Here is a 23,484-nt window from a genome sequence, read left to right as displayed (position 1 = left end):
TTCATAACCTCCCGCTTAATTTGTCTACATAAAACAATCTACCCCAGCCACACTAAAATAAACATTTTACGGCCTGACAAACGATAGTCACAAATACCCGATATGTATCACAGATTTTATTACATAATACTCATTTTTCTCTCTTTTACAATTATTATAAAGAAACATCTACAAATAGTTACAAAATATTCTTACAATAGGAGCTGTAACACAATTTCGTTGAAAGGTGGAGAACTGGTGAGAATACAGAAAAGACGAACACACGTCGGAAGCATTCTCCGTATTCTTTTGCCCCCAATTATGATACTTGGCCTAATCCTTCCCACACCCCCCATTCATGCAAAAGAAAACGCCGTCTCTCAGGTGCAGCTGAGTATTTTGGCCACGACTGACATTCATGCCAATATGATGGATTACGATTATTACAGCGACAAAGAAACGACCGATTTCGGGCTGGCGAGAACGGCACAGCTAATTGAAAAGCACCGTGAGCAAAACCCGAACACCCTGCTCGTCGATAACGGTGACTTGATTCAAGGAAATCCGCTCGGTGAATACGCGGTGAAATACGAAAAAGACAACATTATCTCCGGCGAGAAAACCCACCCGATTATCAGCGTCATGAATGCGTTACAATACGATGCCGGCACATTGGGGAATCATGAATTTAACTACGGGCTCGACTTTCTCGACGGTACGATCAAAGGAGCCGATTTCCCGATTGTTAATGCCAACGTCAAAACAACAAGCGGCAAACACCGTTATACGCCGTATGTCATGAAAGAAAAAACCGTCACTGATAAAAACGGCCATGAGCAGAAAATAAAGATTGGCTACATAGGCTTTGTTCCGCCGCAAATCATGACTTGGGACAAAAAGAATCTCGACGGCCAGGTTCAGGTGCAGGATATTGTAGAATCCGCTAATGAAACGATCCCGAAAATGAAGGCGGAAGGCGCAGATATCATCATTGCCCTTGCTCACACCGGCATTGAAAAACAGGCGCAATCACCAGACGCAGAAAACGCCGTGTTTGACCTTGCTACAAAAACAAAAGGCATTGACGCGATTATCTCGGGCCATCAACACGGACTCTTCCCTTCCGCCGAGTATGCCGGTGTTTCTCAATTCGATGTAGAAAAAGGAACGATTAACGGCATTCCTGTCGTCATGTCAAGCAGCTGGGGCAAATACTTAGGCGTAATTGACCTCACACTCGAAAAGAAGGACGGCTCGTGGAAGGTGGCAGATTCCAGAGGCAGTATTGAATCCATTGCCGGCACTGTCACATCCCGAAACAAAACAGTCACAAACACCATTCAGCAAACACACCAAAACACATTGAAATATGTCAGAAAACCAGTCGGCAAAACGGAAGCAGACATTAACAGCTTCTTTGCTCAGGTCAAAGATGACCCTTCCATCCAAATCGTGACTGATGCTCAAAGATGGTACGCCGAAAAGGAAATGAAGGATACCAAGTACAAGGACCTCCCCATTTTGTCCGCGGGAGCGCCGTTTAAAGCAGGCGGCAGAAACGGAGCCAATTACTATACGAACATTCCAGCCGGAGATCTTGCTATTAAAAATGTCGGTGACTTGTATCTTTACGATAATACCGTTCAGATCGTCAAGCTGACAGGCAGTGAGGTCAAGGACTGGCTTGACATGTCGGCAGGCCAATTCAATCAAATTGATCCGTCAAAAGGCGGAGATCAAGCTTTGCTGAATGACAGCTTCCGCTCCTATAATTTTGACGTGATTGACGGCGTCACATATCAAGTCGATGTAACAAAACCAGCAAAATACAATGAGAGCGGAAAAGTGATCAATGCGAACTCATCGCGGATCAGCAATCTTTCCTATAAAGGCAAGCCGATCAGCTCAAGTCAGGAATTTCTCGTTGTCACCAATAATTACCGCGCGTCCGGAGGCGGCGGTTTCCCTCATCTGACGAGCGATAAAATTGTCCATGGCTCCGCTGTTGAAAACAGACAGGTGCTGATGGATTACATTATTGAACAAAAAACAGTCAATCCAAAAGCGGACAACAACTGGTCAATCGCGCCTGTTTCCGGAACGAATTTGACGTTTGAATCCTCACTATTGGCCAAACCTTTCGCTGATAAGGCGGACGATGTCGCTTATGTAGGTGAGTCTGTGAATGAAGGCTATGGTGTGTACAAGCTGCAATTCGACGACGATTCAAATCCAGCCCCTCCCAAAGACGGACTGTGGTATCTGACTGTCATGCACACGAATGATACGCATGCCCATCTCGATGACGCAGCGAGACGAATGACGAAAATCAGCGAAGTGCGAAGTGAAACAGATCACAACATTCTCCTTGACGCTGGGGATGTGTTTTCCGGTGATCTGTATTTTACAAAATGGAACGGTTTAGCTGATTTGACGTTCATGAACATGATGGGCTATGATGCCATGACCTTCGGAAACCACGAATTTGATAAAGGCCCGACAGTGCTTTCTGATTTTCTCAGCGGAAACGGTGCAGCCGTAGATCCGGCAAACCTATACCAATTTGCAGCACCGACATTTCCAGTCGTCAGTGCAAACGTAGATGTGGCAAATGAGCCTAAACTGAGACCGTTTGCAAAAAAGCCGCAAACCTTTACAGCAGGTGAAAAGAAGAAGCCCGGCATCCACCCTTACATTCTGTTAGACGTTGACGGTGAGAAAGTTGCCGTATTCGGACTGACAACGGAAGATACAGCCACCACATCAAGCCCGGGCAAAAGCATTGTCTTTCATGATGTGTTTGAAACCGCGCAAAACACAGTTAAAACGATTCAGGAAAAAGAAAAAGTAAACAAAATTATCGCTTTAACCCATATCGGACATAACCGCGATCTAGAGCTAGCTAAAAAAGTAAAAGGCATTGACTTGATCATTGGCGGACACACCCATACTCTCGTGGACAAAATAGAGGTTGTGGACAACGAAGAACCGACAATTGTGGCCCAAGCAAAAGATTACGGCCAATTTCTAGGCCGCGTTGACGTCACATTTAATGAAAACGGCGTTGTGCAAACAGATAAATCAAATCTAAGCGTGCTGCCGATTGACGAACATACAGAAGAAAACGCAGAAGCCAAAAAAGAGCTTGATCAGTTCAAAAGTGAATTAGAGGACGTTAAAAATGAAAAAGTCGGCTACACGGATGTGGCGCTTGACGGCCAGCGTGAGCATGTGCGATCGAAGGAAACGAATCTCGGAAACTTTATCGCGGACGGCATGCTGACAAAAGCGAAAGAAGCAGCCGGCGCCAAAATCGCGATCACAAATGGCGGCGGCATCAGAGCCGGCATTGACAAAGGCGATATCACACTCGGCGAGGTGCTGAACGTGATGCCGTTCGGCAATACACTTTACGTGGCCGACTTAACCGGAAAACAAATTAAAAAAGCTCTTGAACAAGGCTTAAGCAACGTGGAAAACGGAGGGGGCGCTTTCCCTCAGGTGGCCGGAATCGAATATACCTTTACATTAAACAACAAACCTGGACACCGTGTGTTAGATGTGAAAATTGAATCGCCTAACGGAGACAAGGTTAATCTAAATACGGATAATACTTACCGTGTGGCAACAAATCAATTTGTCGGTGCCGGGGGAGACGGATATTCTGTCTTTACAGAGGCTTCCCATAAGGAAGACTTAGGCTACGTTGATTATGAGATTTTCACTGAACAGCTGAAAAAACTAGGAAACAAGGTCTCTCCTAAAATCGAAGGACGCATCAAAGAAGTATTTCTGCCGACTAAGCAGAAGGACGGCAGCTGGACACTTGATGAAGACAAATTTGCGATTTACGCTACAAATGCCAACACGCCGTTTGTCTATTATGAAACATACGAAGGATCTCATGAGAAACCTATCAATCTTAAAATAAATAAAAACCAGATCAACCTGTTGAAAGAAAGAAAATCTGATCCTTCATTGACAGTATTCAACTACTGGTACAGCATGAAAATGCCAATGGCAAACCTCAAAGCCGCAGACACCGCAATCGGAATTACGTCAACGGGAGAATTGGATGTTTCGCTTGCGGATGTATATGACTTTACAGTGAGACAAAAAGAAAAAGAAATCAAATCATTCAAGGAACCCGTTCAGCTTTCGCTTCGCATGTTTGATATTGAAGAAGCTCATCATCCAGCCATTTACCACGTCGACCGAAAAAAGAAAGCTTTCACAAAGACTGAAAACGGATCAGTTGACAATGACGTTGTAACAGGATACACAAACCACTTCAGCGAATATACCATTTTAAACTCCGGCTCGAATAACAAACCGCCGGCATTTCCATCTGATCAGCCGACAGGCGGTGATGATGGCAGCAATGGCGGAGGCTCTGACAAACCAGGCGGCAAACAGCCAACCAACGGGAATGGAGGAACGGATACACCGTTCGGCACTGAGCCGACAAGCGGCTCCGGAGGAAACGGATCAAACAGAGACAGCCCGGCTGGCGGCCTGCTTCCGGATACCGCCACATCCATGTACTCGGTCCTTTTGGCCGGACTTCTGATCAGCGCACTCGGAACGGCATTGTATTTGTATCAAAGAAGAAAACAGAATAAAGCAAATTAGACATAAAAAAAGAGCTGCTCGCTTAGCGAGCAGCTTTCTTTATTTAACCCATTTCACAACATCTTCAACAGCAGATCTTGTTTTCGGACGAGGATCTCGTACACGGTAGCCGAATGCCACCATTACAGAAATATCGAAGCTTCCGTCTTCCAGAAGGCCTTCTTCTTCAAGAATGCTGTGAATGCGATCATACTGGAAACCTTCAATCGGACAAGAATCTACGCCGATTTGCGCAGCGGCAGTCATCATGTTGCCAAGCGCAATGTAAGTTTGTTTTGATGACCAGTCAAACAATGTTCGATCACTTTCAAGCAAATGCAAATCGTCTTTCTGGAACTCTTTCGTTTTGCTGATATAGCCTTCTGCCACGTCCTGAGGCATTTGTTTTACTTCTTTCAAATGACGTTTGATGTAGTCCGCATCAAATTTAATATCCTTCGCTGTACGCGCAAGAATCAGGACGAAATGGCTGGCTGTCGGAAGCTGCTTTTGCGCGCCCCATGTATATTCGCGAAGCTTCTCGCGGAATTCCGGATTTTGAACAACGACAAATTTCCAAGGCTCAAGGCCGAGTGAGCTCGGAGACAGTCTTCCTGTTTCTAAAATAAATTCAAAATCGCTGTCTGACACTTTTTTATTGGGATCAAATTCTTTTGTTGCATGTCTGAAATTGTATGCGTCCAGAATTTGTTTTTTCATATCTGCCATATGAAACACCTCTCCTTTTCATGACTCTATCTCTATTGTAGCCATTATGATAAAGAAGTAAAAGTACGCACATTTTTGTTGGATAGTATCAATTTTGATACTAAACAAAAAAAGCGCACTGCCGCAGGCAGGCGCCTCTTTCATTTTCCTCATCGGACAAAGTTGACAAACCGGGATTTGTCGAGACGCTATTGAAACAAGCTCATATCCTCCTAAAAGGTCACAACAATATTATAAGCACATCAGATCGAAAGACCGAACTCTCTTTCATTAACGTTAGGAATTTTCAGCTTTTTTTTCCTGGTACACTGGGCTCTGTTTCGTTTTTCTAATATCTTTCAAGTAATACTGTTCAGATGTAAAGAATTCGGTATACAGCGCTTTTACCTTTCTGCTCAACAATAACAGTGCAATCACATTTGGAACGAGAATAAAAGCCAATGCTAAGTCCAAAAACCCCCAAATGGCTTTTGCTCCGCCTGCGGCACCTATGATAATAGCTGCTAAATAAACGAATTTGAGCACATGCCCTGCCAGCCGGCCGAACAGAAATTCAGCTTGCTTTACGCCGTAAAAAATGACAACCATTATGGTCGATATAACAAAGAAAACGAGAGAAACAGAGACAAAATACCCTCCGCCAGAACCGAAGTAGTGCTGAAATGCAGCCGTCGTCAGTGCTGCCGGATCATTTAAGGCATCTTTTCCTGTCCAGACATCGGAGGCAATAACGACAAATGCCGTAGTGGTGCAAATGATCAAAGTATCAATCACAATGCCTATCACAGACCAGAAACCCTGTCTGACAGGATGATCAGTCATAGCCGCCGCATGGGCAATCGGGGCTGTTCCCATTCCGGCCTCATTCGAATACAGCCCGCGGGCAAATCCCCAGCGAACGGTCTCAGCCAGCGCAGCACCCGCGAATCCCCCAACGGCTGAAGAAGAGGTAAACGCATTCGAAAAGATAAGAGAGAAAAACGCCGGGACTGACGACAGATTCATCAGAACAATCAGGAGACCCGCTCCTGCGTATGCCCCTGCCATAATAGGCACGACAAGCTCTGTTACTTTTCCAATCCGCTTTACCCCTCCTATTACCACTAACCCAATCAAAAACGCTATACCGATTCCCGCGTATATCTTATTGAAAGAAAATGTTTCGGCAAGAGAAACTGAAACCGAATTCCCTTGAACCATGATGCTCGGGATCAGTTCAATGATCAGCGCAACAGAAAAAAATACGCCGAGCCACTTCATGCGCAGCCCTTTTGTTATGTAATACATCGGTCCCCCAACAAATTCTCCCTGCTCATTTTTTTCTCTATAATGAACAGCAAGCACACTTTCAGAAAACTTAATCGCCATCGCAAATAAGGCAACCAGCCACATCCAAAATACGGCGCCAGGTCCGCCAAACATAATAGCGGCAGGCACGCCAACTATGTTCGCCGCACCAATCGTAGAACTGAGAGCTGACGTCAACGCCTGAAGCGGTGTGACTGTGCCCTCTCCCTTCGGCTTTTTTCCGACGCTGCCGATTGTCTGTTTGAAAATATATAAAGGATAGCGAAATTGAAAACCTTTCAGCAAAATAGTGAAATACAATCCCGTTCCCGTCAGCAAGATGATTAGCGGCGGTCCCCACAGCCAATCAGATATCCGTTCGATCCATTCCAATAGTCGTTCCATCCCATCACCCTTTTTCGTTTATGATTCCTTACCCCACAGATGATTGAACATAAACCTTTTAGACTAAGACCACTGGAACGTAAAGAGGATGGCTGATATTCATCGCCATCCTTCAGACAAGACAAATCAGCTGGAAGAAGGTCAGTTTCGTCCAAGCCGGTCATATACTTTATTTTTATAAAAAGCGGACGCCGGTTTTGAAAACATGCCTTTTTTGTCGACAAGCTTATCAAGCAACACCTGCTTTTCGCTTTTCTTTCTGATTAATTGCTCGCGTTCTTTCTCGTCATAGCATTTTGCGATTAAATGGTCGATGGTCATGAGCTCTTTTTTTAGCGCACCCTCGTCCTCTGCCATTCCTGCATTTTTTAACATACGGTAGCCCATGCGGAGCGATTCCGGCAAGTGTGCCGCATCATCCTTAGGCAGCGGTTTTCCCATTCCCGGCAGGTTTTTAAATTCCCCGTCTTTAATGGCGCGTTTGATTTTATCTTCAGACACAATATGGGCAAAATCCATCCTTCCACCTCTTTTCATTTATGCTTATATTTTATCATACACCCTGCCAACATCCATTTTATTCCTTTGTTTACAGTAACAAACCTTATTTTACACTTGGACATATATCAAGCAAAACGTTGATTCGACAGCGTTTTTCGCTATGTTCTCCCCTCGTCGATTTTCACTTTTCTAATCTGCTGATTCATGTTATATTGAATACGTTCGTTTTTTCTATCGTTTCGCTCGAACTGTGATCGGAAAAAGGAGTGTAACAATGAAAACATTTATAAAAGAAAAAGGATTGACCTTCTTCTTAATAGCGGTCGTCCTGTTATGGATCAAAACGTATGTCAGTTATGTCCTGAATTTCAACTTAGGGATAGACAACACGATACAAAAAATATTGCTTTTTGTGAATCCTCTCAGCTCAAGCTTGTTCTTTCTTGGCTTTGGACTCTTGTTCAAGAAAAAATTACAGCAGACAGCCATTATAGTGATTCATTTTTTAATGTCTTTTTTACTGTACGCAAACATTGTGTACTACAGATTTTTCAATGATTTTATTACAATTCCGGTCATGATGCAGGCTAAAACAAACGGCGGGCAACTCGGTGACAGCGCATTTTCGCTGATGAAACCGACTGACGCCTTTTACTTTATCGATACGATCATTCTGATCCTTTTGGCGATCAAAATGAACAAGCCTGCCGAAACGTCCAGCAAAAAATCGTTCCGAATCATTTTTGCGTCATCGATTCTTGTGTTCTTAATCAACTTGGCAGTTGCCGAAACAGACCGTCCTGAATTACTGACAAGGTCATTCGACCGAAACTATCTCGTGAAATATTTGGGAACATACAATTTCACGATTTATGACGCTGTGCAGAATATCAAATCCAACAGCCAGCGCGCGCTTGCCGATTCCAGCGACGTGACAGACGTTGAAAACTACATGAAAGCCAATTACGACGTGCCGAATAACGTGTACTTCGGCAAAGCGGAAGGAAAAAACGTGATTTACGTTTCTCTAGAATCTTTGCAGTCATTTATTATCGACTATAAAATAAACGGCAAAGAAGTCACACCGTTCATGAATAAATTAGCGCACGATAACGAAACGTTCTATTTCGATAACTTTTTCCACCAAACAGGGCAAGGTAAAACATCTGATGCTGAATTTATGATGGAAAACTCTCTGTACCCGCTTGCTCAAGGTTCAGTTTTCGTAAACAAATCACAAAATACGCTTCAATCTGTTCCAGCGATTCTGAAATCTAAGGATTACACATCTGCTGCGTTTCACGGAAACACGCAGACGTTCTGGAATCGTAATGAAATGTACAAAGCGGAAGGCATCGATAAGTTCTTCGATTCTGCCTACTATGACATGAGCGAAGAAAACACGAAAAACTATGGCATGAAAGATAAACCGTTTTTCAAAGAATCAATGCCGCTGTTAGAAAGTCTGCCGCAGCCGTTCTATTCGAAATTCATTTCCCTTTCCAACCACTTCCCATTCGGAATGGATGAGGGCGATACAGACTTCCCGGCTGGAGATTTTGGTGACTCTGTCGTCAACAACTACTTCCAGTCAGCCCATTACCTTGATCAGTCCATTGAGCAATTCTTCAATGACCTGAAAAAAGACGGGTTATATGATCAATCAATTATTGTGATGTACGGAGACCACTACGGCATCTCTGAAAACCACAATAAAGCGATGGCAAAAGTGCTCGGCAAGAATGAAATCACTGATTATGACAATGCTCAGCTTCAACGAGTGCCGCTCTTTATCCACGCTGCCGGCGTGAAGGGCAAAAGAGTTCATAAATATGCCGGAGAAGTCGATGTGGCTCCGACCATTCTGCATTTGCTCGGAGTGGATACGAAAGACTATCTGATGTCCGGTTCTGATATTTTATCGAAAGAACACCGTGAAGTGGTTCCGTTCCGTAACGGAGACTTTATTTCACCGAAATACACGAAAATATCCGGCAAGTATTACGATACGAAAACCGGAAAAGAGCTTGATGAATCTGAAGTCGACAAATCAGAAGACACACTCGTCAAGAAGGAACTTGAAATGTCCGATAAAATTATAAACGGCGACCTGCTGCGCTTCTATGAGCCAAAAGGTTTTAAAAAGGTGAACCCTGCCGATTATGATTACACAAAACATGACGAAGATACTTCCGAAACGTCAACCGATAATGAAGAGAAATAAGTAAAAGCGGAGAGGGTGCCCTCTCCGCTTTTTTATTTCACCGCAGCTCTCAATTCCTCCGCCGCGAATTCCACATTTGGCCCAATGATGACTTGAACCGATGGTCCGCCTGATTTAACGACCCCTTTTGCGCCTGCTAACTTTAGCAGCGCTTCATCAACCAAAGCGGCATCTTTCACAGTTAGCCGCAGCCTTGTCGCGCAATGGTCAATGGTTTGAAGGTTTTCTTTTCCGCCGAGCCCCTTCAGCATTATGTTTTCATTCACATCCTGAACAGTATTTTCATCCAGCACTTCACCCACATCATCATCTTCCCGTCCCGGCGTTTTTAAATTCAATGCCTTAATCAGCACATAAAACACGATAAAATAGACTGCCGCATAGCATATACCTATCAGAAGCAGCAGCAGCGGTTTTTCTGCAATACCATAGCTAAGCACATAATCGATAGCACCGGCTGAAAAGGAGAAACCCGTGCGAATGCCGAGCCAGTTAACAATAAATAAAGACAGCCCGGTCAGGACCGCGTGAACAGCGTATAAGAGCGGCGATAAAAACATAAATGCAAACTCAATCGGTTCTGTAATCCCTGTAATAAATGCCGTCAAAGCAAAGCCGATCATCATTCCTGCCGTTGCTTTCCGTTTGGAGGGCTTGGCAGTCACAATCATGGCCAGACACGCCGCCGGCAGACCGAACATCATGATTGGGAAGAAGCCGGTCATATATGTCCCTGCTGTCGGATCTTTCGCGAAAAATCGTGCCAGATCCCCTGTCACTCCATTATATTCTCCAAATTGGAACCAGAAAATATTGTTCAGCACGTGATGAAGGCCAAGCGGGATTAACAGCCGGTTGAACAGGCCGAATAGGCCTGCTCCGACGCTCCCGAGTCCCAGCATCCATTCCCCAAACTCGTTAATCCCCGATTGAATCGGCGGCCAAATGATGCCAAATAGGCCTGCCAAAATAATCGTTATAATGGCTGTTACAATCGGCACAAGCCTTCTGCCGCTGAAAAATCCGAGATATTCAGGCAGCTTTGTATCTTTGAAGCGGTTATAGGTGTAACCCGCAATTAAACCGGCAATGATTCCCCCAAACACCGCCATGTTGTTTGTTTTATCAATTGTCTTTGTCGCCGCATCAAGCATCAGATATGATATTGCTCCTGATAATCCTGCGGCCCCATTGCTGTCCTTTGATATACCGATGGCGATTCCGATCGCGAAAATAAGCGGCAGATGATCAAAAACCGATGTTCCCGCTTGATAGATAAACGGGATATCTAATACATCCTCTCTCCCAAGCGCAAGGATAATGCCCACCGCAGGAAGAACCGCAATCGGAAGCATAAACGACTTCCCGAGCTTTTGTAAAAATGAAAGCATCCCCATCCCCCTCATCCCTTTTTTTCAAATATACCATATGGGATATTTAACGATCTATACCGATTTCCCCGGGTATTTCTTTGTTTTTGCAGGTCCGTGTGTTTCCTATTTTTAAGACAGTTGTGGTAAGCTTAAACTAGATTATTTAAAAAGAAAGCAGGAATGACAGATGATTGTAACAAACGATCAAGAATTAGAAGGCCTGAAAAAAATCGGCAGAATTGTCGCATTGGCGCGTGAAGAAATGAAACAGAAAGCAGAGCCGGGCATGAGCACAAAAGACCTTGACCTGATCGGGAAAGCGGTGCTTGATGAACATGGCGCCGTTTCAGCCCCTGAAAAAGAATACGACTTTCCGGGCGTGACATGCATCAGCGTAAATGATGAAGTGGCTCACGGCATACCAAGCACTTCCACCATTTTAAAAGCCGGAGATCTTGTGAACATTGACATCTCCGCTGAATTCGGCGGCTTCTATTCCGACACAGGCATTTCATTTGTGCTCGGTGAAGGAGAAGAACGCCTTCATAAGCTTTGCCAATGTGCGGAAGACGCTTTTCAAAAAGGGCTGAAGCAGGCAAAAGCAGGTAAGCGCCAGAACCAAATCGGCAGAGCCGTTTATCATGAAGCACGCTCTCAAGGCTTTACCGTCATCAAAACCCTTACCGGCCACGGAATTGGCAGAAGCCTTCATGAAGCGCCTAACCACATCATGAATTATTATGATCCGTTTGATAACGCGCTTTTCAAAAACGGCACAGTCATCGCGCTTGAACCGTTTGTTTCAACGAAAGCGGAAACGATTGTTGAAGCTGGAGACGGCTGGACGTTCAAGACACCGGATAAAAGCATGGTTGCACAGGTTGAACACACGATCGTCATTACAAAAGACGAACCGATTATCCTGACAAAGCTGTAAAACACATTCCGGTATGGCGAAAGGTTTAACTTCCTCTAATTGCAGGTAAAACACCACTATTCTGCAGGAGGAGGCCTATCATGAACAGAGATCAAGAAAAAATCCAAATTGAAAACGAATTGAATGCCATGCACGGCACAAACAAAGAAGAGATTTTAAAAGACTTTGAGGAATTTAAAGAATACTTGAGTAAACAAGTGAACCGAGGCAAAAAGATGGGATTGGATGACAGCAAGCTTGTGAAAAGCGCCGCAATCCTGGGAGACTACCTCGCTAAGCACGAAGAGCCGCACAACAGTGAAGAAATGCTGCTGCAAGAGCTGTGGAGCGTTGCGGACGAAAATGAGAAAAAACATTTGGCACAGCTGCTTGTCAAATTGGTTGATAAGCAATAAAACAAGAGCCGGGCGATATATGCGCCCGGCTTTTTTGATATTGTCACAGCCCGGCTCCTCCAGATATGCTACACTACTATTATGTCTGTGAAAGGAGCCTTTATCTGCATGTGGTTTATTATTTTCGGCATCATTTTTTTCATTGAAGGCATCATGATAACCGTTTACGGCGTAAAGAAAAAAAACGGGATGCTCACATATATCGGCATTGTTTTCAGCATTATGACATTCGGCGTTGTCATAGCCAAACTAACTGGCCACTAAATCATATTCAGCCTTTACCCTGCATATACATACAGAAGAACATTCGTGCATCTAGTGCGAATGGCTTAGTTTTTCCCGCACCCCTTTTCAGCATCTTTCCATAGATGTTACAATGCCAATCGCTTGGTAAAATCCTCTCCATTGGGAGAGATAGGGAAAGGAGTTTTCTGACATGCATTACGGCAGTAAAGGCTGGTATGTGGCAGAATTGAAAAAGCAGGGGATCACGCACCACGAAGGAAGAAAGCTTCAGAGCTTTAAAACCTATTTTCTTGCCAACCTGCTTGAAACAAAGAAAAAAACATCTTAAAAATGATAAAGCCGCGCACATTGATAGGCGCGGCTTTTTTTCTATTCAACAGGCAGCAGCCGGTCCTTTTTTTTCATAAAGGAGGCTTTCCAGCTTGCCGACAGCGCGCCTTCACTTAAAATCCGGTCAATGGCAGCGAGGTTTTTTACGTCATGATATTTGATGCGGTTCGCAAATTGGACTGATATGGCTTTCTCTCCTCTGGACAGCAATTCCAGCTTGGGGTCAGGAGCCACTCTGCCCTCTTCCAAAACACGAAAATAAAAGCCGGTATAGCCGGTTTGCTGTACCTTTAACACCATTTCCTTTACGCCAAACCTTTTCGCCAATTTTACACATGGCTGGCGGGGCTGGCTAATCTGAACAACAGCTTCATCAAGCTGGAATATATCCCCGATGAAAACGTTCTCCTCGGTCAGACCCGCGATCGTCAGATTTTCACCAAATGCGGCGCTGGGCAGCGGTCTTGAGAGGAACTCTTCCCAAAACGGATAATGCGCTGCCGGGTAGACACAGACAGCCTTATCAGGTCCGCCGTGATTGATGAGGTCCGCCTGTCCGTCTCCTTCAAAATTCGTCCGATACAGCATGACAGCGGAATCAGCCGGCCGCTTCATGATGCCGGTTTCGATTTTCTTGCCGTCATACTCAAGCGTCTGCGGCTTTCCCAGATTAAGAGAAAGAACTGAATAATGCGCTGGCTTCATACAAACACATCCCCTTTACAGGTTGTAAAATGATTGATTATCATAAAAAGAAAAGGTGGTTTTCACATGCTTCAATACCGAATCATTGTAAACGGCCGGGTTCAAGGTGTGGGTTTTCGCTATTTTGTTCAAATGGAAGCTGATAAACGAAAATTGGCCGGCTGGGTCAAAAATCGTGATGACGGCCGGGTTGAGATTTTGGCTGAAGGCCCAGAAAACGCCTTACAATCGTTTGTTGAAGCTGTAAAGAAAGGCAGCCCTTTCTCAAAGGTCACCGACGTCTCTGTCACAGAATCCCGCAGCCTTGAAGGCCATCACCGATTTTCTATTGTTTACTCGTAAGGCTTGTCCTGATAAAAGTAATTTGGCTTAACGATTGAGTTGTCATAGGACCGGTGGAAGATATGTGTGGCAGCTGGCGAAATCGGCGGAATCAGCCACGTCCAGTCTCCCGTCAGCTTTCTGCCCGCTTCTTCCTCCTGATCTTCAAACCGTTTAAACTGGCTTGCGGCCGTATGATGGTCAACGATGCTGACACCTTGCTTTTTATACGAGTGAAGCACAGCTTTATTCAATTCTACAAGCGCCCGATCCTTCCATAAATCCGTATTGTAATCCGTAGAAATCCCGATAACGGACGCCACTTTTTTGAGCATGTCGTACCGCTTGTCATCTGCCAGGTTTCTTGCTCCGATCTCTGTGCCCATATACCAGCCGTTAAACGGCGCGGCATTATAATGAATGCCGCCGACTTCAAGCTTCATATCCGAAATGATCGGTATCCCGTACCATTTCAGCTTCAGATCAGAAAACGCTTCGATTTCAGGATGTGTGATTGGAACCTCGATGACAAGAGAACGAGGCAGCTCATACCAGACCGGCTGTTCGTCGCCCTTCATGCGAAAAATGAGCGGCAGCAGGTCAAAATCCGTTCGTTCTCCGCGCCAGCCGAGCTGTTCGCAGGCTGCGGTCAGGGAACAAGAAGCCGGGTCGCCGATTTTTTCTCCGTCTGATTCATACCCAGCATACCGAATCAGCTGATGATTCCAAATCTCGACTTGCTTTTCACCCTTCTCTTCCGGAGGGAAAATTGTAATAGTCGGCCTGATTTTCCCGTTATTGGTTGCGGTTTCAATATGATGAAAGAGAGCGTCGCGCACTTCTTCTTTTGTCGAGACGTCACGCCTGTCAATGACATTCAGCGAATTCCAAAACAATCTGCCAATACAGCGGTTGCTGTTTCTCCAAGCCATCTTCGCCCCGTGCTCAAGCTCTTCCTTCGTATGTACATAGCTTCCTGTCCGGTCAATTTCACGTTTAATGTTATCAAGACGATCGTACGCTTCCTCCCCCTTTCCCAATTCTTGATAGCACACAGCAATAAACGCCTTCGCTTCATTCCAGAGTATTTCTTTTTCTTTCAACAAACTCTCTCCTTCACATCACATTCATGCTTTTCATTGTATCGTTTTTAAGCGGGAAGACAAATGATTTTTCTGTATCTTCTTGGAAAGACAATAAAAAAACACCCGCATGTGCAGGTGTCAAAGAGACGATAGGCGATTTGACAATTCTGTTAAGTCACTTCGAAAGTTTTGGCCGGTCATCGGAATGCCATGCCCGGTCAGCAGTGCTTCCGGTTCAAGGCCGGCGAGCTGCTGAATGGATTCGGCAGCCGTCTCAGTGTCAGGCGTAAAATAAGCCGGCGGTCCATGAAGCTCCTGTTTTTGAATCAAGACATCTGTCATTTTCTCTTGTTCAACCGTAATAACAGCATCACCTGCCACAAGCACGCGTCCGTCCTCGCGGAATAACGAAATATGGCCGGGGGTGTGCCCCGGTGTCGCTATCCATATCCACTCGTCAAGAAACGGTACGGAGCCGTCTTCCGGCAGTACTTGCACATGTGAGGAAATATCGATAGAGTGCCGCGGAAACAGCGGCGACAGCTTGGCGACCAGCCCGCTTTTGCTGTCGGGACGAGCCGGAGGATAATCCGCTTTCCCTGTTACATAGGGCATTTCCCGAGAATGGACATAAACAGGTACATCCCAATGTTCAAGGATCTCTTCGATTGCCCCAATATGGTCAAAGTGCCCGTGTGTGAGGATAATCGCCTTCAGCTGAAACCCTTCACCGAATCTTTGTTTGGCTTCATTGACAATCATGCCGGCTGATTGAGGCATGCCGGCATCAATTAAAACAAATGAGTGAGGTTCAGAAGGCAGCTGAATAAAATAGACATTCGCAATTTGCACAGTCAGGCCGTGCACCCCTTTTGCCGCCTCGAACCCCGTTCCGCTTCTGACTGAAGTCAGCGGCATATAAGGATCACTCATAATGACACCTCCGGAATGTTGTATGCCGTTAGTGTGTGTCATTACGCCTGAATTATCATACGGAAATAGAGATCGCGCCTATCAATAGAGCAACAGCCGTTATGACGATAACCACGAGAATCGCCCGCATCAATGCAGCTTTTTAGTGATCGTCAATTGCCCCTCGTCCGACGAATGGATGGCACAGTCGGGCTAAGCATATGAATCGGCTGGCTGATGATAGTTTTTCACCACATTTCTGCCTTACAGGAAGAAATATGGTGTACAGGGGCTTTCTTTAAAATAAAAAAGGCAGACGCGGTCTGCCTTTTTCTTCTACCATATTCCAAGTACTTTCCACCATAATCCGCCGATCACAAGCCATACGACAATATGGACGATCGAGAGGATAAATCCGATGGACCACCATTTGCTTTGCGGAACGTAGCCCGCTCCAAAGAAAACTGGAGCTGCTCCAGCACCGTAGTGAGTCGTTGATCCGAACAAGTTACTGAAGAACGCGAGGCTGAGAGCTGCGAGAAGCGGCGGTGCGCCCGCTGCTACGATGACAGCCAAAAATGCTGAATACATCGCGCTGATATGGGCTGTCGCACTTGCAAAGAAGTAATGTGAATAGAAATACACAACAATTAAAATTAAGAATGCCACAATCCAAGAGAATCCAGATACAGATGATTTCATAGCATTACTGAACCAAGACACCATGCCCAGCTCATTCAGGAAGTTGGCCAGCATGACAAGCGCCGCAAACCAAGTGAGCGTATCCCAAGCGCCCTGTTCTTTTTTGATATCATCCCAAGTCAGAACCTGTGATAATAAAAGAACGGCCAAACCGATCAATGCGGTTGTGGTTGCGTCGATGTTGAAGCTTCCGCCAAAAATCCAAAGCGCAAGCACCAAAAGAAAAACGATTACCATAGAAAGTTCTGATTTCTTAAATGGCCCCATTTCTTTCAGTTTTTCTGTTGCGATTTTCGCCGCATCCGGTGTTTCTTTAATTTCCGGCGGATACAGCTTGTAGATCACAAGCGGTGTGATGATTAAACTTACAAGCCCAGGTACAATCGCGGCAATCGCCCAGCTTGTCCATGTTAAGTCCACCCCTGCGACATCATGGGCCAGCTTGGCAATCAGCGGGTTCGCCGCCATCGCCGTTAAAAACATAGCAGATGTAATCAGATTTCCCTGAAAACCGGTTTTTAATAAGAATGCACCGATTTTTCTCTCTGTTCCATTTGCCGGACTTGATCCAAATGTTTCGGATAATGATCTGATGATAGGAAATATAATGCCTCCTGCACGCGCCGTATTACTTGGAATAGCAGGTGAAAGTATTAAATCACTGAACAGCAGTGAATAAGAAAGTCCAAGGGTTTTCTTCCCGAATTTCTGAACGAATACATACGAAATCCTCGCACCGAGCCCGGTTTTGATAAATCCCCGAGAAATAAAGAATGCGATGACAATAAGCCAGATGGTCTTATTCCCGAATCCGCTTAGCGTATTCTCAATTGATAATGTTCCAGTTAGTGCAGTAACCGCCAATGCAAAAATCGCAATTGCACCCATTGGCAAGGGCTTGGAGATAAAGCCGATAATTGTCGCGACGAATATCGCAAACAAATGCCAAGCTTTAGGTTCAAGTCCGGACGGAGTGGGAATAAACCAGATAATTAATCCCACAGCGACAGTAATCAGTAGTGGAACAAGCTTGACTGCTGACTGTTTTCCTGCGTCTTTTTCTGAAGCCATAAATAGGTCTCCTCCTATATACTTGTTTTCCGATCCCCGTTATCATTTTACTCCTTAACTAAGTTAATAAACATTTTAATTAATTAAAAAACACAAAGGGGAGCAGCCCTTTGTGTTTTTTACTTTCTTAATGTAATTTACCCGCACCCGCTTGATTTATAACATTCGATTCCACCTTTGCGGAAGCGGCGATTGTGCCATGCAGAGAAGGCTTCCAGCCGACAGAAGAATTCAGCCCGTTTGTAGCTGATGCGTTGATCTGTGTGCCATTCAGCAATGTGCCGGAATCATATAAAGCCGTTCCTCCACTGAACACGCTGATCGTTTTAGCAGCCGGAAGTCCCGGTACGTCAATGACATTGTTTTGAGCATAGATTTTAGAAGATTTTCCGATTCCCCACGCATAGCTGAACACATAACCTGAGGAGCTTTTGCTGCCTTCATAATAGTTATTGTATACGTGAACCTGTCCAAAGCGGACTCTCGGTGCGCGCTGAACGATGTTTTTATATCGGTTGTGGTGCAGCGTAATTTTTAATTTACCGTCATCGGATGTTTTGCTGTCGCTTGATCCGAAAATGGAGCTTTTATCATGGTCGTGATAATAATTGTAAGACATCGTGATATAGTTGGCGCCGTTAGAGGCATCAGTTTGGCCGTCATGGTGCTGATATTTTCTGCCGAAATACTTTGGTGATGTGCTGTCCGGACGGGAGCCGTCATTAAATGTACAATGATCAATCCATATGTGTGTGCCGCCGTTTATCGTGATGTTGTCGTATTGCGAGTTCCAGTTTCCTGAGCTGCCGTCAGTCGGATCCCACTGCGGAAAATAATCATAGGCGTCCCGGAATTCAAGATTGCGGATAATGACGTTATCACTCTTGATCTGGAAATTCCCGCCCGCGATTTTGGCATTTGTCCCCGAGCCGACAATTGTCGTATTCGAAGGAATGTCGAGCACCACGCGTGCTTTTTGGTTTTTCTGAGAGCGTGCTCTCGCCTCCTCTTGTGTTCCCGATGGCTCTTTTTTGCCCCATGTGCTAGGATCATAGGCTTTCAAATATTTGTCCAACTCGTACTCTGGATCTTTATAGTCATTTAGGTCAAGCGGCTTCAGATCATCATCCACGTTCATGTCAATCGTTCCCTTGATATAAATGATTTTGGGCGTTGTATTGGTGTTCTTGCCTAATGCCGAGACAAGCTGGTTTCTGTTGCTGACGGTATACACGTTCGAAGACGATGCTTTAGATCCGCCTGTCGTTCCGGTTGAATACGCGCCCCAGCCATCATTTGACCCTAATGCCTGATGGCCTAAATCAGTTGCATTCACGCCAGCGGGAGTCAATCCTAAAAGCAGAGCAGCGGCTAACATTACTTTTTTCATTCGCTCTGAACCCCCAGTTTCTATTTTGTGTGATTTTTCCCATTTTCACATCAAATATAATAGCAAATGGAGGGGCTCTCAGAACCGAAAATGTTCCGCTATCTCATTGCGGCATTCTGCAAACCATATACCGCAAAGACCGCAAAAAAACCCAAAAGGCTCACGGTCGCCTTTTGGGTTCTATCACTGGATTATGCCCAGGATTTCACTTTTTCGTTATCTGTCACAAAGAGAAGCACTTTCCCTTCATCTAAACGTTTTTCGAATTGTGCGGCCTCATCTTTAGAAAAGCCGATTTCATGAATTTTGTTGCGGAGCTCGTCTCCTTTTTTATTAAACATGTTGCCTACCACATGTTTGAGACCTGTTTCTTTGGCTCCGATCGTGTTGGCATTCGTGTTGTCTGCCAGCCGTTCCGTTCTGTCATCGTCGTGAGATAAGACGTATACATCTTCTTTCGCAACACCCATTTGCTGTAATTCTTCTACATCCTTCATGAGCTGTTCGTCGTTTGTATACTCTTTTACAACTGGTTTCATTTCGATCTTCCTCCTTCATGATTATTATATTTCTTTCATACCCGATCCCATGTTGCTGAAACAGATTCTAGAACATTAAGAGAAAAACAGGAAGAATGGTGGTAGCCATTACTTTCCGCGCGTGGTAAAGTAATAGGAATAAAAAATATTTTCTGAAAAGTTAAAACTGAAGAGAAACTGCTGCCCGGAGCAAACGATCATGAATGGCTTTATATATCCGTACGAGCAGGAGGTATGTCTAATGCAATATTTTTCACCAGAACAGCAATACAATGCTTGGGTTGTGAGTGATTTAGTCAAACAGATTTTTCATCAGCGCGTCGGCTGTTCACCCGGAATTCACGAGCTTGCAGTCTTTGCCGAGGAACATTTTCATATTGATATCGACTTTGTGTTTTCGATTATTATGAATATCGGCGACATCGAATTTGCTCTCACAGAAGAAATAGAAAAGAAATTGTCCAGCTATCTCGGCACTCTCCTTCCATATGTCAATAATGATATGCTTGAAACCTCTAAAGCCAATGCCAATGCCTATTTATCCCGCCAACACGGCAATACTGTATACCACTTATTTGTCTCAGACGATGCTTTCATGAGAAAGCAGTAACATCACTCTTTCTCTGCTAAAAAAATATTGACATCATAAGCCATACTATTATAGTGTTTACATGTGATAATGATTCTCATTACTAAATCTAAAAAAGGAAGATTGACATGCGGACCTATTCTAACAAGTTAATTGCCATCATGAGTGTTGTATTGATTGCCTGCTTCATCATATCCGGCTGTTCATCCAGCCAAAATAACAGCGGAAGCGGCGAAAGCAAGTCTAAGGATTCAAGAGTGATCCGGCACGAAGAAGGAAAAACGCCAGTAAGCGGCACACCTAAACGGGTAGTTGTCCTTGAGCTTTCATTTTTGGATGCTGTTCATCATCTCGGCATTACGCCGGTGGGTATCGCCGATGACAACAAAAAAGATATGATTAAAAAGCTTGTCGGCAGCTCCATTGATTATACATCTGTCGGCACACGCAGCGAACCGAATCTTGAGGTTATCAGCTCTTTAAACCCAGATTTAATCATCGCTGACGCTAAACGCCATAAAAACATTTACAAACAGCTGAAAAACATCGCACCGACGATTGAATTGAAGAGCCGGGAAGCGACATACGACGAAACGATCGACAGTTTCACAACGATCGCTAAAGCATTAAATAAAGAAAGTGAAGGGAAAGAAAAGCTCGCCGAACACAACAAAGTCATTAACAATCTAAAAGCGGAGCTTCCGAAAGATGAAAACCGTAATATTACTCTCGGAGTAGCAAGAGCTGATTCGTTCCAGCTTCATACGTCATCATCCTATGACGGAGAAATCTTCAGCATGCTCGGCTTTACACACGCTGTGAAGTCTGATAATGCCTATCAAGAGGTAAGCCTTGAGCAATTGAGCAAAATCGATCCTGATATTTTGTTCATCTCTGCCAACGAAGGCAAAACCATTGTAGACGAGTGGAAAACGAATCCGATCTGGAAAAACCTCAAAGCAGTGAAAAATGGACAAGTCTATGATGCGGACCGCGACACGTGGACAAGATTCAGAGGCATCAAGTCTAGTGAAACAAGCGCCAAAGACGTGCTCAAAAAAGTGTATAATAAGTAGGACAAAAGAGAAGCGAGGGGGAAATCCTTGCTTCTTCGTTTTTGACCAGACGCAGTAAGGAAGTGAACCTGTTGTATCATTCTGCCAAACGGCGTTCATCATCAAGACTGATGATGTTCACCATCGCACTCATCATTTTCATATTCGGGCTTGGGCTGAATCTTTCAGTAGGAGCCTCAGACATCGGCATCATAGATTCATTGAAATATCTTTTTGTATGGGATGGTTCAAAGGAACAGCTCATCATCTCTACTCTTCGTCTTCCCCGCACATTAATCGGCGTTTTTGTCGGCGCGAGCCTGGCCGTAGCAGGAGCGCTGATGCAAGCCATGACCAGAAACCCTCTGGCTTCACCTCAAATTTTCGGTGTGAATGCGGGTGCGTCGTTTTTTGTCGTTGCTTCTCTCGTTCTTCTGCCGGCATCATCCTACTCTTCGGTAGTATTCGCTTTTGCAGGTGCGGCTGCTGGCGGTGCGATTGTGTACATGATTGCCTCCTCGGGCGGAATGACGCCTGTTAAGCTCGCGCTGTCAGGAATGGCTGTGCATTTGTTCCTCTCCTCTATGACACAGGCCGTCATTATCTTAAATGAGTCGGGAGAGGATGTGCTGTACTGGATGACAGGCGCGATTGACGGAAGCAACTGGCAGGACGTCATGACCATCGCTCCGTTTTCTGTCATCGGCATCGGACTGGCTCTCGTATTTTCCGGTTCTGTTTCTGTACTTGGTCTCGGCGACGAAACAGCAAAAGGGCTCGGGCAAAATATGAACGGCATCCGAATTCTGATCAGCTTTATCATCTTAATTCTTTCTGGCGCTTCCGTAGCTGTCGCCGGGCCGATCGGCTTTGTCGGACTTCTCATTCCGCATATTGTCCGCAAGCTGATCGGAGAACATTATCAATACGTCCTTCCGTTTTCGGCGCTGTTCGGAGCCATTTTGCTGGTGTACGCAGATGTTCTGGCCAGATGGATTGCATTTCCTTATGAATCACCAGTCGGCATCGTCACCGCGATTATTGGAACACCATTTTTCTTATATTTGGCAAGGAAAGGGCGAAACCTGAAATGAAGAAAACAACTAGAAAACAAAAACGCCCCTTGCTGGCGATACTTATATTGGCTGCACTTCTGATCATTCTGTCCGTCATCAGCATTGGTTTCGGTGCATTATACATTTCACCGGGTGCTGTGGTGGCGAATTTGCTGGGGATAGATCATTCCTTTGAATTCATTATCCAGCAATACCGTCTTCCGCGAATATTATTAGCGATTTTGGCCGGTGCCGGGCTTGCCGCGGCCGGAGCGATTTTGCAGGGGGTCATTCGCAACCCGCTCGCTTCCCCGGACGTTGTCGGCATTTCAAAAGGATCAGGGCTTGCCGCGATGGCGGTCATTCTGGTCTTCCCTGAATCACCGGTATACGTGCTTCCGTTCTCCGCATTTGCCGGCGCAGCCATTATTGCTGTACTATTATTAGTGATAGCCCGTAAAAAAAGCATCCAGCCTTCTTCATTGGCTTTATCAGGCATCGCCTTAGGCGCGGTCTGCCATGCCGGGATGCAATATATGATGGTTAAGTTTCCGGGCGATGTGAATGCTGCACTCATTTGGCTGACAGGCAGCCTTTGGGGAAGAAACTGGGAAGAAGTCAAGCTGCTCGTGCCATGGCTTTTGATTCTTTTGCCGATCGTCTGCATTCTCATACCGAAACTGGATCTTATGTCACTCGGTGATGAGCTTGCGCAGGGTCTCGGAGAAAACGCAAACCGTTTGAGATTCACCCTGATTTTCACCGCGGTTGCACTGGCGGGAAGCTGTGTAGCCGTCGTCGGCTCAATCGGTTTTATCGGCTTGCTTGCTCCGCATATCGCCAGACGGCTTGCCGGAGAAAAAGCTAAATATTTACTGCCTGCATCGGCACTGATTGGTGCTATTATATTATTAATTTCAGATACGCTAGGGCGCGGCATTATGCCCCCCGTTGAAATACCGGCCGGAATATTGACAGCCGTGATCGGCGCGCCTTATTTCTTATATTTATTGAAATTCGAAGCGAGGAAACAGTAGGGAGAG

21 protein-coding genes and 1 pseudogene are annotated in these 23,484 nt (G+C 45.2%); 11 read left to right on the top strand and 11 right to left on the bottom strand.

All coding sequences use genetic code 11. The annotated features are described in order from the left end of the window. Positions 1 to 237: 237 nt before the first annotated feature. The gene (locus AAGG74_RS22135; protein ID WP_429677249.1) at positions 238 to 4,611 is read left to right on the top strand and encodes a multifunctional 2',3'-cyclic-nucleotide 2'-phosphodiesterase/3'-nucleotidase/5'-nucleotidase; all 4,374 of its coding nucleotides are present in this window, start codon (positions 238 to 240) and stop codon (positions 4,609 to 4,611) included. 39 nt (positions 4,612 to 4,650) lie between these two features. On the opposite strand, the gene AAGG74_RS22130 is transcribed toward AAGG74_RS22135, so the two are convergent. The 3 genes from AAGG74_RS22130 to AAGG74_RS22120 all read right to left on the bottom strand — a co-directional run bounded on the left by AAGG74_RS22130 (position 4,651) and on the right by AAGG74_RS22120 (position 7,530). Beyond that, the gene (locus AAGG74_RS22130; RefSeq protein WP_162102965.1) at positions 4,651 to 5,319 is read right to left on the bottom strand and encodes an NAD(P)H-dependent oxidoreductase; all 669 of its coding nucleotides are present in this window, start codon (positions 5,317 to 5,319) and stop codon (positions 4,651 to 4,653) included. Positions 5,320 to 5,595: 276 nt separating this feature from the next. Then, a complete protein-coding gene (locus AAGG74_RS22125) occupies positions 5,596 to 7,011 on the bottom strand; it encodes an alanine/glycine:cation symporter family protein (RefSeq protein ID WP_429677248.1) in 1,416 nt (471 codons plus the stop codon). Between the two features lie 141 nt (positions 7,012 to 7,152). Further along, a complete protein-coding gene (locus AAGG74_RS22120) occupies positions 7,153 to 7,530 on the bottom strand; it encodes a DnaJ family domain-containing protein (RefSeq protein ID WP_162102967.1) in 378 nt (125 codons plus the stop codon). Positions 7,531 to 7,786: 256 nt separating this feature from the next. Between AAGG74_RS22120 and ltaS the strand changes: the two genes are divergently transcribed. After that, entirely contained in the window at positions 7,787 to 9,736 is a 1,950-nt protein-coding gene (gene ltaS, locus AAGG74_RS22115; RefSeq protein WP_429677246.1) for a lipoteichoic acid synthase, read from the top strand. A gap of 32 nt (positions 9,737 to 9,768) precedes the next feature. Here ltaS and nagE read toward each other — a convergent pair whose 3' ends face one another. Continuing rightward, positions 9,769 to 11,127, bottom strand: coding sequence for an N-acetylglucosamine-specific PTS transporter subunit IIBC (gene nagE, locus AAGG74_RS22110; RefSeq protein WP_429677244.1), 1,359 nt, complete (start codon positions 11,125 to 11,127; stop codon positions 9,769 to 9,771). Between the two features lie 169 nt (positions 11,128 to 11,296). On the opposite strand from nagE, the gene map reads away from it, so the two are divergent. The 4 genes from map (at position 11,297) to AAGG74_RS22090 (ending at position 13,015) form a co-directional block, all read left to right on the top strand. Further along, on the top strand, positions 11,297 to 12,046 hold the full coding sequence (gene map / locus AAGG74_RS22105; RefSeq protein ID WP_162102970.1) for a type I methionyl aminopeptidase: 750 nt from the start codon (positions 11,297 to 11,299) through the stop codon (positions 12,044 to 12,046). Positions 12,047 to 12,126: 80 nt separating this feature from the next. After that, entirely contained in the window at positions 12,127 to 12,441 is a 315-nt protein-coding gene (locus tag AAGG74_RS22100; RefSeq protein ID WP_429677242.1) for a DUF3243 domain-containing protein, read from the top strand. Positions 12,442 to 12,549: 108 nt separating this feature from the next. Continuing rightward, a complete protein-coding gene (locus AAGG74_RS22095) occupies positions 12,550 to 12,705 on the top strand; it encodes a hypothetical protein (RefSeq protein WP_162102972.1) in 156 nt (51 codons plus the stop codon). A 172-nt stretch (positions 12,706 to 12,877) separates the two neighbouring features. Beyond that, positions 12,878 to 13,015: a YflJ family protein gene (locus AAGG74_RS22090; RefSeq protein ID WP_162102973.1), complete on the top strand. Its 138-nt coding sequence runs from the start codon at positions 12,878 to 12,880 to the stop codon at positions 13,013 to 13,015. Positions 13,016 to 13,056: 41 nt separating this feature from the next. Here the strand turns inward: AAGG74_RS22090 and AAGG74_RS22085 are convergent, their stop codons facing one another. After that, a complete protein-coding gene (locus AAGG74_RS22085; protein WP_429677240.1) occupies positions 13,057 to 13,722 on the bottom strand; it encodes an MOSC domain-containing protein in 666 nt (221 codons plus the stop codon). A 66-nt stretch (positions 13,723 to 13,788) separates the two neighbouring features. Here AAGG74_RS22085 and AAGG74_RS22080 point away from each other — a divergent pair, with 66 nt between their 5' ends. Continuing rightward, positions 13,789 to 14,064, top strand: a complete 276-nt coding sequence (locus tag AAGG74_RS22080; protein ID WP_429677239.1) for an acylphosphatase — start codon at positions 13,789 to 13,791, stop codon at positions 14,062 to 14,064. On the opposite strand, the gene nosA is transcribed toward AAGG74_RS22080, so the two are convergent. The 6 genes and pseudogenes from nosA to AAGG74_RS22050 form a co-directional block, all read right to left on the bottom strand. Next, positions 14,055 to 15,146, bottom strand: coding sequence for a nitric oxide synthase (nosA, locus tag AAGG74_RS22075; protein ID WP_429677238.1), 1,092 nt, complete (start codon positions 15,144 to 15,146; stop codon positions 14,055 to 14,057). The two genes, AAGG74_RS22080 and nosA, sit on opposite strands and share 10 nt — an antisense overlap. Before the next feature lie 120 nt (positions 15,147 to 15,266). Beyond that, positions 15,267 to 16,061: an MBL fold metallo-hydrolase gene (locus tag AAGG74_RS22070; RefSeq protein ID WP_429677237.1), complete on the bottom strand. Its 795-nt coding sequence runs from the start codon at positions 16,059 to 16,061 to the stop codon at positions 15,267 to 15,269. A 55-nt stretch (positions 16,062 to 16,116) separates the two neighbouring features. Next, a pseudogene (locus tag AAGG74_RS22065) lies at positions 16,117 to 16,285 on the bottom strand (citrate transporter); the annotation flags it as partial. Positions 16,286 to 16,376: 91 nt separating this feature from the next. Continuing rightward, a complete protein-coding gene (locus AAGG74_RS22060) occupies positions 16,377 to 17,813 on the bottom strand; it encodes an anion permease (RefSeq protein ID WP_162102978.1) in 1,437 nt (478 codons plus the stop codon). A gap of 127 nt (positions 17,814 to 17,940) precedes the next feature. Beyond that, complete coding sequence (locus tag AAGG74_RS22055; protein ID WP_429677235.1) at positions 17,941 to 19,203, bottom strand: pectate lyase; 1,263 nt, start codon at positions 19,201 to 19,203, stop codon at positions 17,941 to 17,943. Between the two features lie 191 nt (positions 19,204 to 19,394). Continuing rightward, on the bottom strand, positions 19,395 to 19,742 hold the full coding sequence (locus AAGG74_RS22050; RefSeq protein WP_162102980.1) for a YflT domain-containing protein: 348 nt from the start codon (positions 19,740 to 19,742) through the stop codon (positions 19,395 to 19,397). 241 nt (positions 19,743 to 19,983) lie between these two features. Between AAGG74_RS22050 and AAGG74_RS22045 the strand changes: the two genes are divergently transcribed. The 4 genes from AAGG74_RS22045 (at position 19,984) to yfmE (ending at position 23,478) form a co-directional block, all read left to right on the top strand. Continuing rightward, positions 19,984 to 20,352 (top strand): YfmB family protein, encoded by a 369-nt coding sequence (locus AAGG74_RS22045; protein WP_162102981.1) that lies wholly within the window; start codon positions 19,984 to 19,986, stop codon positions 20,350 to 20,352. A gap of 107 nt (positions 20,353 to 20,459) precedes the next feature. After that, on the top strand, positions 20,460 to 21,407 hold the full coding sequence (gene yfmC, locus AAGG74_RS22040) for a Fe(3+)-citrate ABC transporter substrate-binding protein YfmC (RefSeq protein ID WP_162102982.1): 948 nt from the start codon (positions 20,460 to 20,462) through the stop codon (positions 21,405 to 21,407). A 71-nt stretch (positions 21,408 to 21,478) separates the two neighbouring features. Next, a complete protein-coding gene (gene fecD / locus AAGG74_RS22035; RefSeq protein WP_162102983.1) occupies positions 21,479 to 22,480 on the top strand; it encodes a Fe(3+) dicitrate ABC transporter permease FecD in 1,002 nt (333 codons plus the stop codon). Further along, positions 22,477 to 23,478, top strand: coding sequence for a Fe(3+)-citrate ABC transporter permease YfmE (gene yfmE, locus AAGG74_RS22030; RefSeq protein ID WP_429677233.1), 1,002 nt, complete (start codon positions 22,477 to 22,479; stop codon positions 23,476 to 23,478). The genes fecD and yfmE overlap by 4 nt, the downstream gene beginning before the upstream one ends. Positions 23,479 to 23,484 lie beyond the last annotated feature (6 nt).

It is taken from the genome of Bacillus mexicanus (genome assembly GCF_050445615.1).
GTDB classification, from domain to species: Bacteria; Bacillota; Bacilli; order Bacillales; family Bacillaceae; genus Bacillus; species Bacillus mexicanus.
This window is presented reverse-complemented; position numbering and strand designations above follow the sequence as displayed.

Excerpts from the sequence above, each read along its gene's own strand:
- AAGG74_RS22130 (WP_162102965.1), bottom strand. The coding sequence starts at position 5,319 with ATGGCAGATATGAAAAAACAAATTCTGGACGCATACAATTTCAGACAT.
- AAGG74_RS22125 (WP_429677248.1), bottom strand. The coding sequence starts at position 7,011 with ATGGAACGACTATTGGAATGGATCGAACGGATATCTGATTGGCTGTGG.
- AAGG74_RS22120 (WP_162102967.1), bottom strand. The coding sequence starts at position 7,530 with ATGGATTTTGCCCATATTGTGTCTGAAGATAAAATCAAACGCGCCATT.
- ltaS (WP_429677246.1), top strand. The coding sequence starts at position 7,787 with ATGAAAACATTTATAAAAGAAAAAGGATTGACCTTCTTCTTAATAGCG.
- nagE (WP_429677244.1), bottom strand. The coding sequence starts at position 11,127 with ATGCTTTCATTTTTACAAAAGCTCGGGAAGTCGTTTATGCTTCCGATT.
- map (WP_162102970.1), top strand. The coding sequence starts at position 11,297 with ATGATTGTAACAAACGATCAAGAATTAGAAGGCCTGAAAAAAATCGGC.
- AAGG74_RS22100 (WP_429677242.1), top strand. The coding sequence starts at position 12,127 with ATGAACAGAGATCAAGAAAAAATCCAAATTGAAAACGAATTGAATGCC.
- AAGG74_RS22095 (WP_162102972.1), top strand. The coding sequence starts at position 12,550 with ATGTGGTTTATTATTTTCGGCATCATTTTTTTCATTGAAGGCATCATG.
- AAGG74_RS22090 (WP_162102973.1), top strand. The coding sequence starts at position 12,878 with ATGCATTACGGCAGTAAAGGCTGGTATGTGGCAGAATTGAAAAAGCAG.
- AAGG74_RS22085 (WP_429677240.1), bottom strand. The coding sequence starts at position 13,722 with ATGAAGCCAGCGCATTATTCAGTTCTTTCTCTTAATCTGGGAAAGCCG.
- AAGG74_RS22080 (WP_429677239.1), top strand. The coding sequence starts at position 13,789 with ATGCTTCAATACCGAATCATTGTAAACGGCCGGGTTCAAGGTGTGGGT.
- AAGG74_RS22070 (WP_429677237.1), bottom strand. The coding sequence starts at position 16,061 with ATGAGTGATCCTTATATGCCGCTGACTTCAGTCAGAAGCGGAACGGGG.
- AAGG74_RS22060 (WP_162102978.1), bottom strand. The coding sequence starts at position 17,813 with ATGGCTTCAGAAAAAGACGCAGGAAAACAGTCAGCAGTCAAGCTTGTT.
- AAGG74_RS22055 (WP_429677235.1), bottom strand. The coding sequence starts at position 19,203 with ATGAAAAAAGTAATGTTAGCCGCTGCTCTGCTTTTAGGATTGACTCCC.
- AAGG74_RS22050 (WP_162102980.1), bottom strand. The coding sequence starts at position 19,742 with ATGAAACCAGTTGTAAAAGAGTATACAAACGACGAACAGCTCATGAAG.
- AAGG74_RS22045 (WP_162102981.1), top strand. The coding sequence starts at position 19,984 with ATGCAATATTTTTCACCAGAACAGCAATACAATGCTTGGGTTGTGAGT.
- yfmC (WP_162102982.1), top strand. The coding sequence starts at position 20,460 with ATGCGGACCTATTCTAACAAGTTAATTGCCATCATGAGTGTTGTATTG.
- yfmE (WP_429677233.1), top strand. The coding sequence starts at position 22,477 with ATGAAGAAAACAACTAGAAAACAAAAACGCCCCTTGCTGGCGATACTT.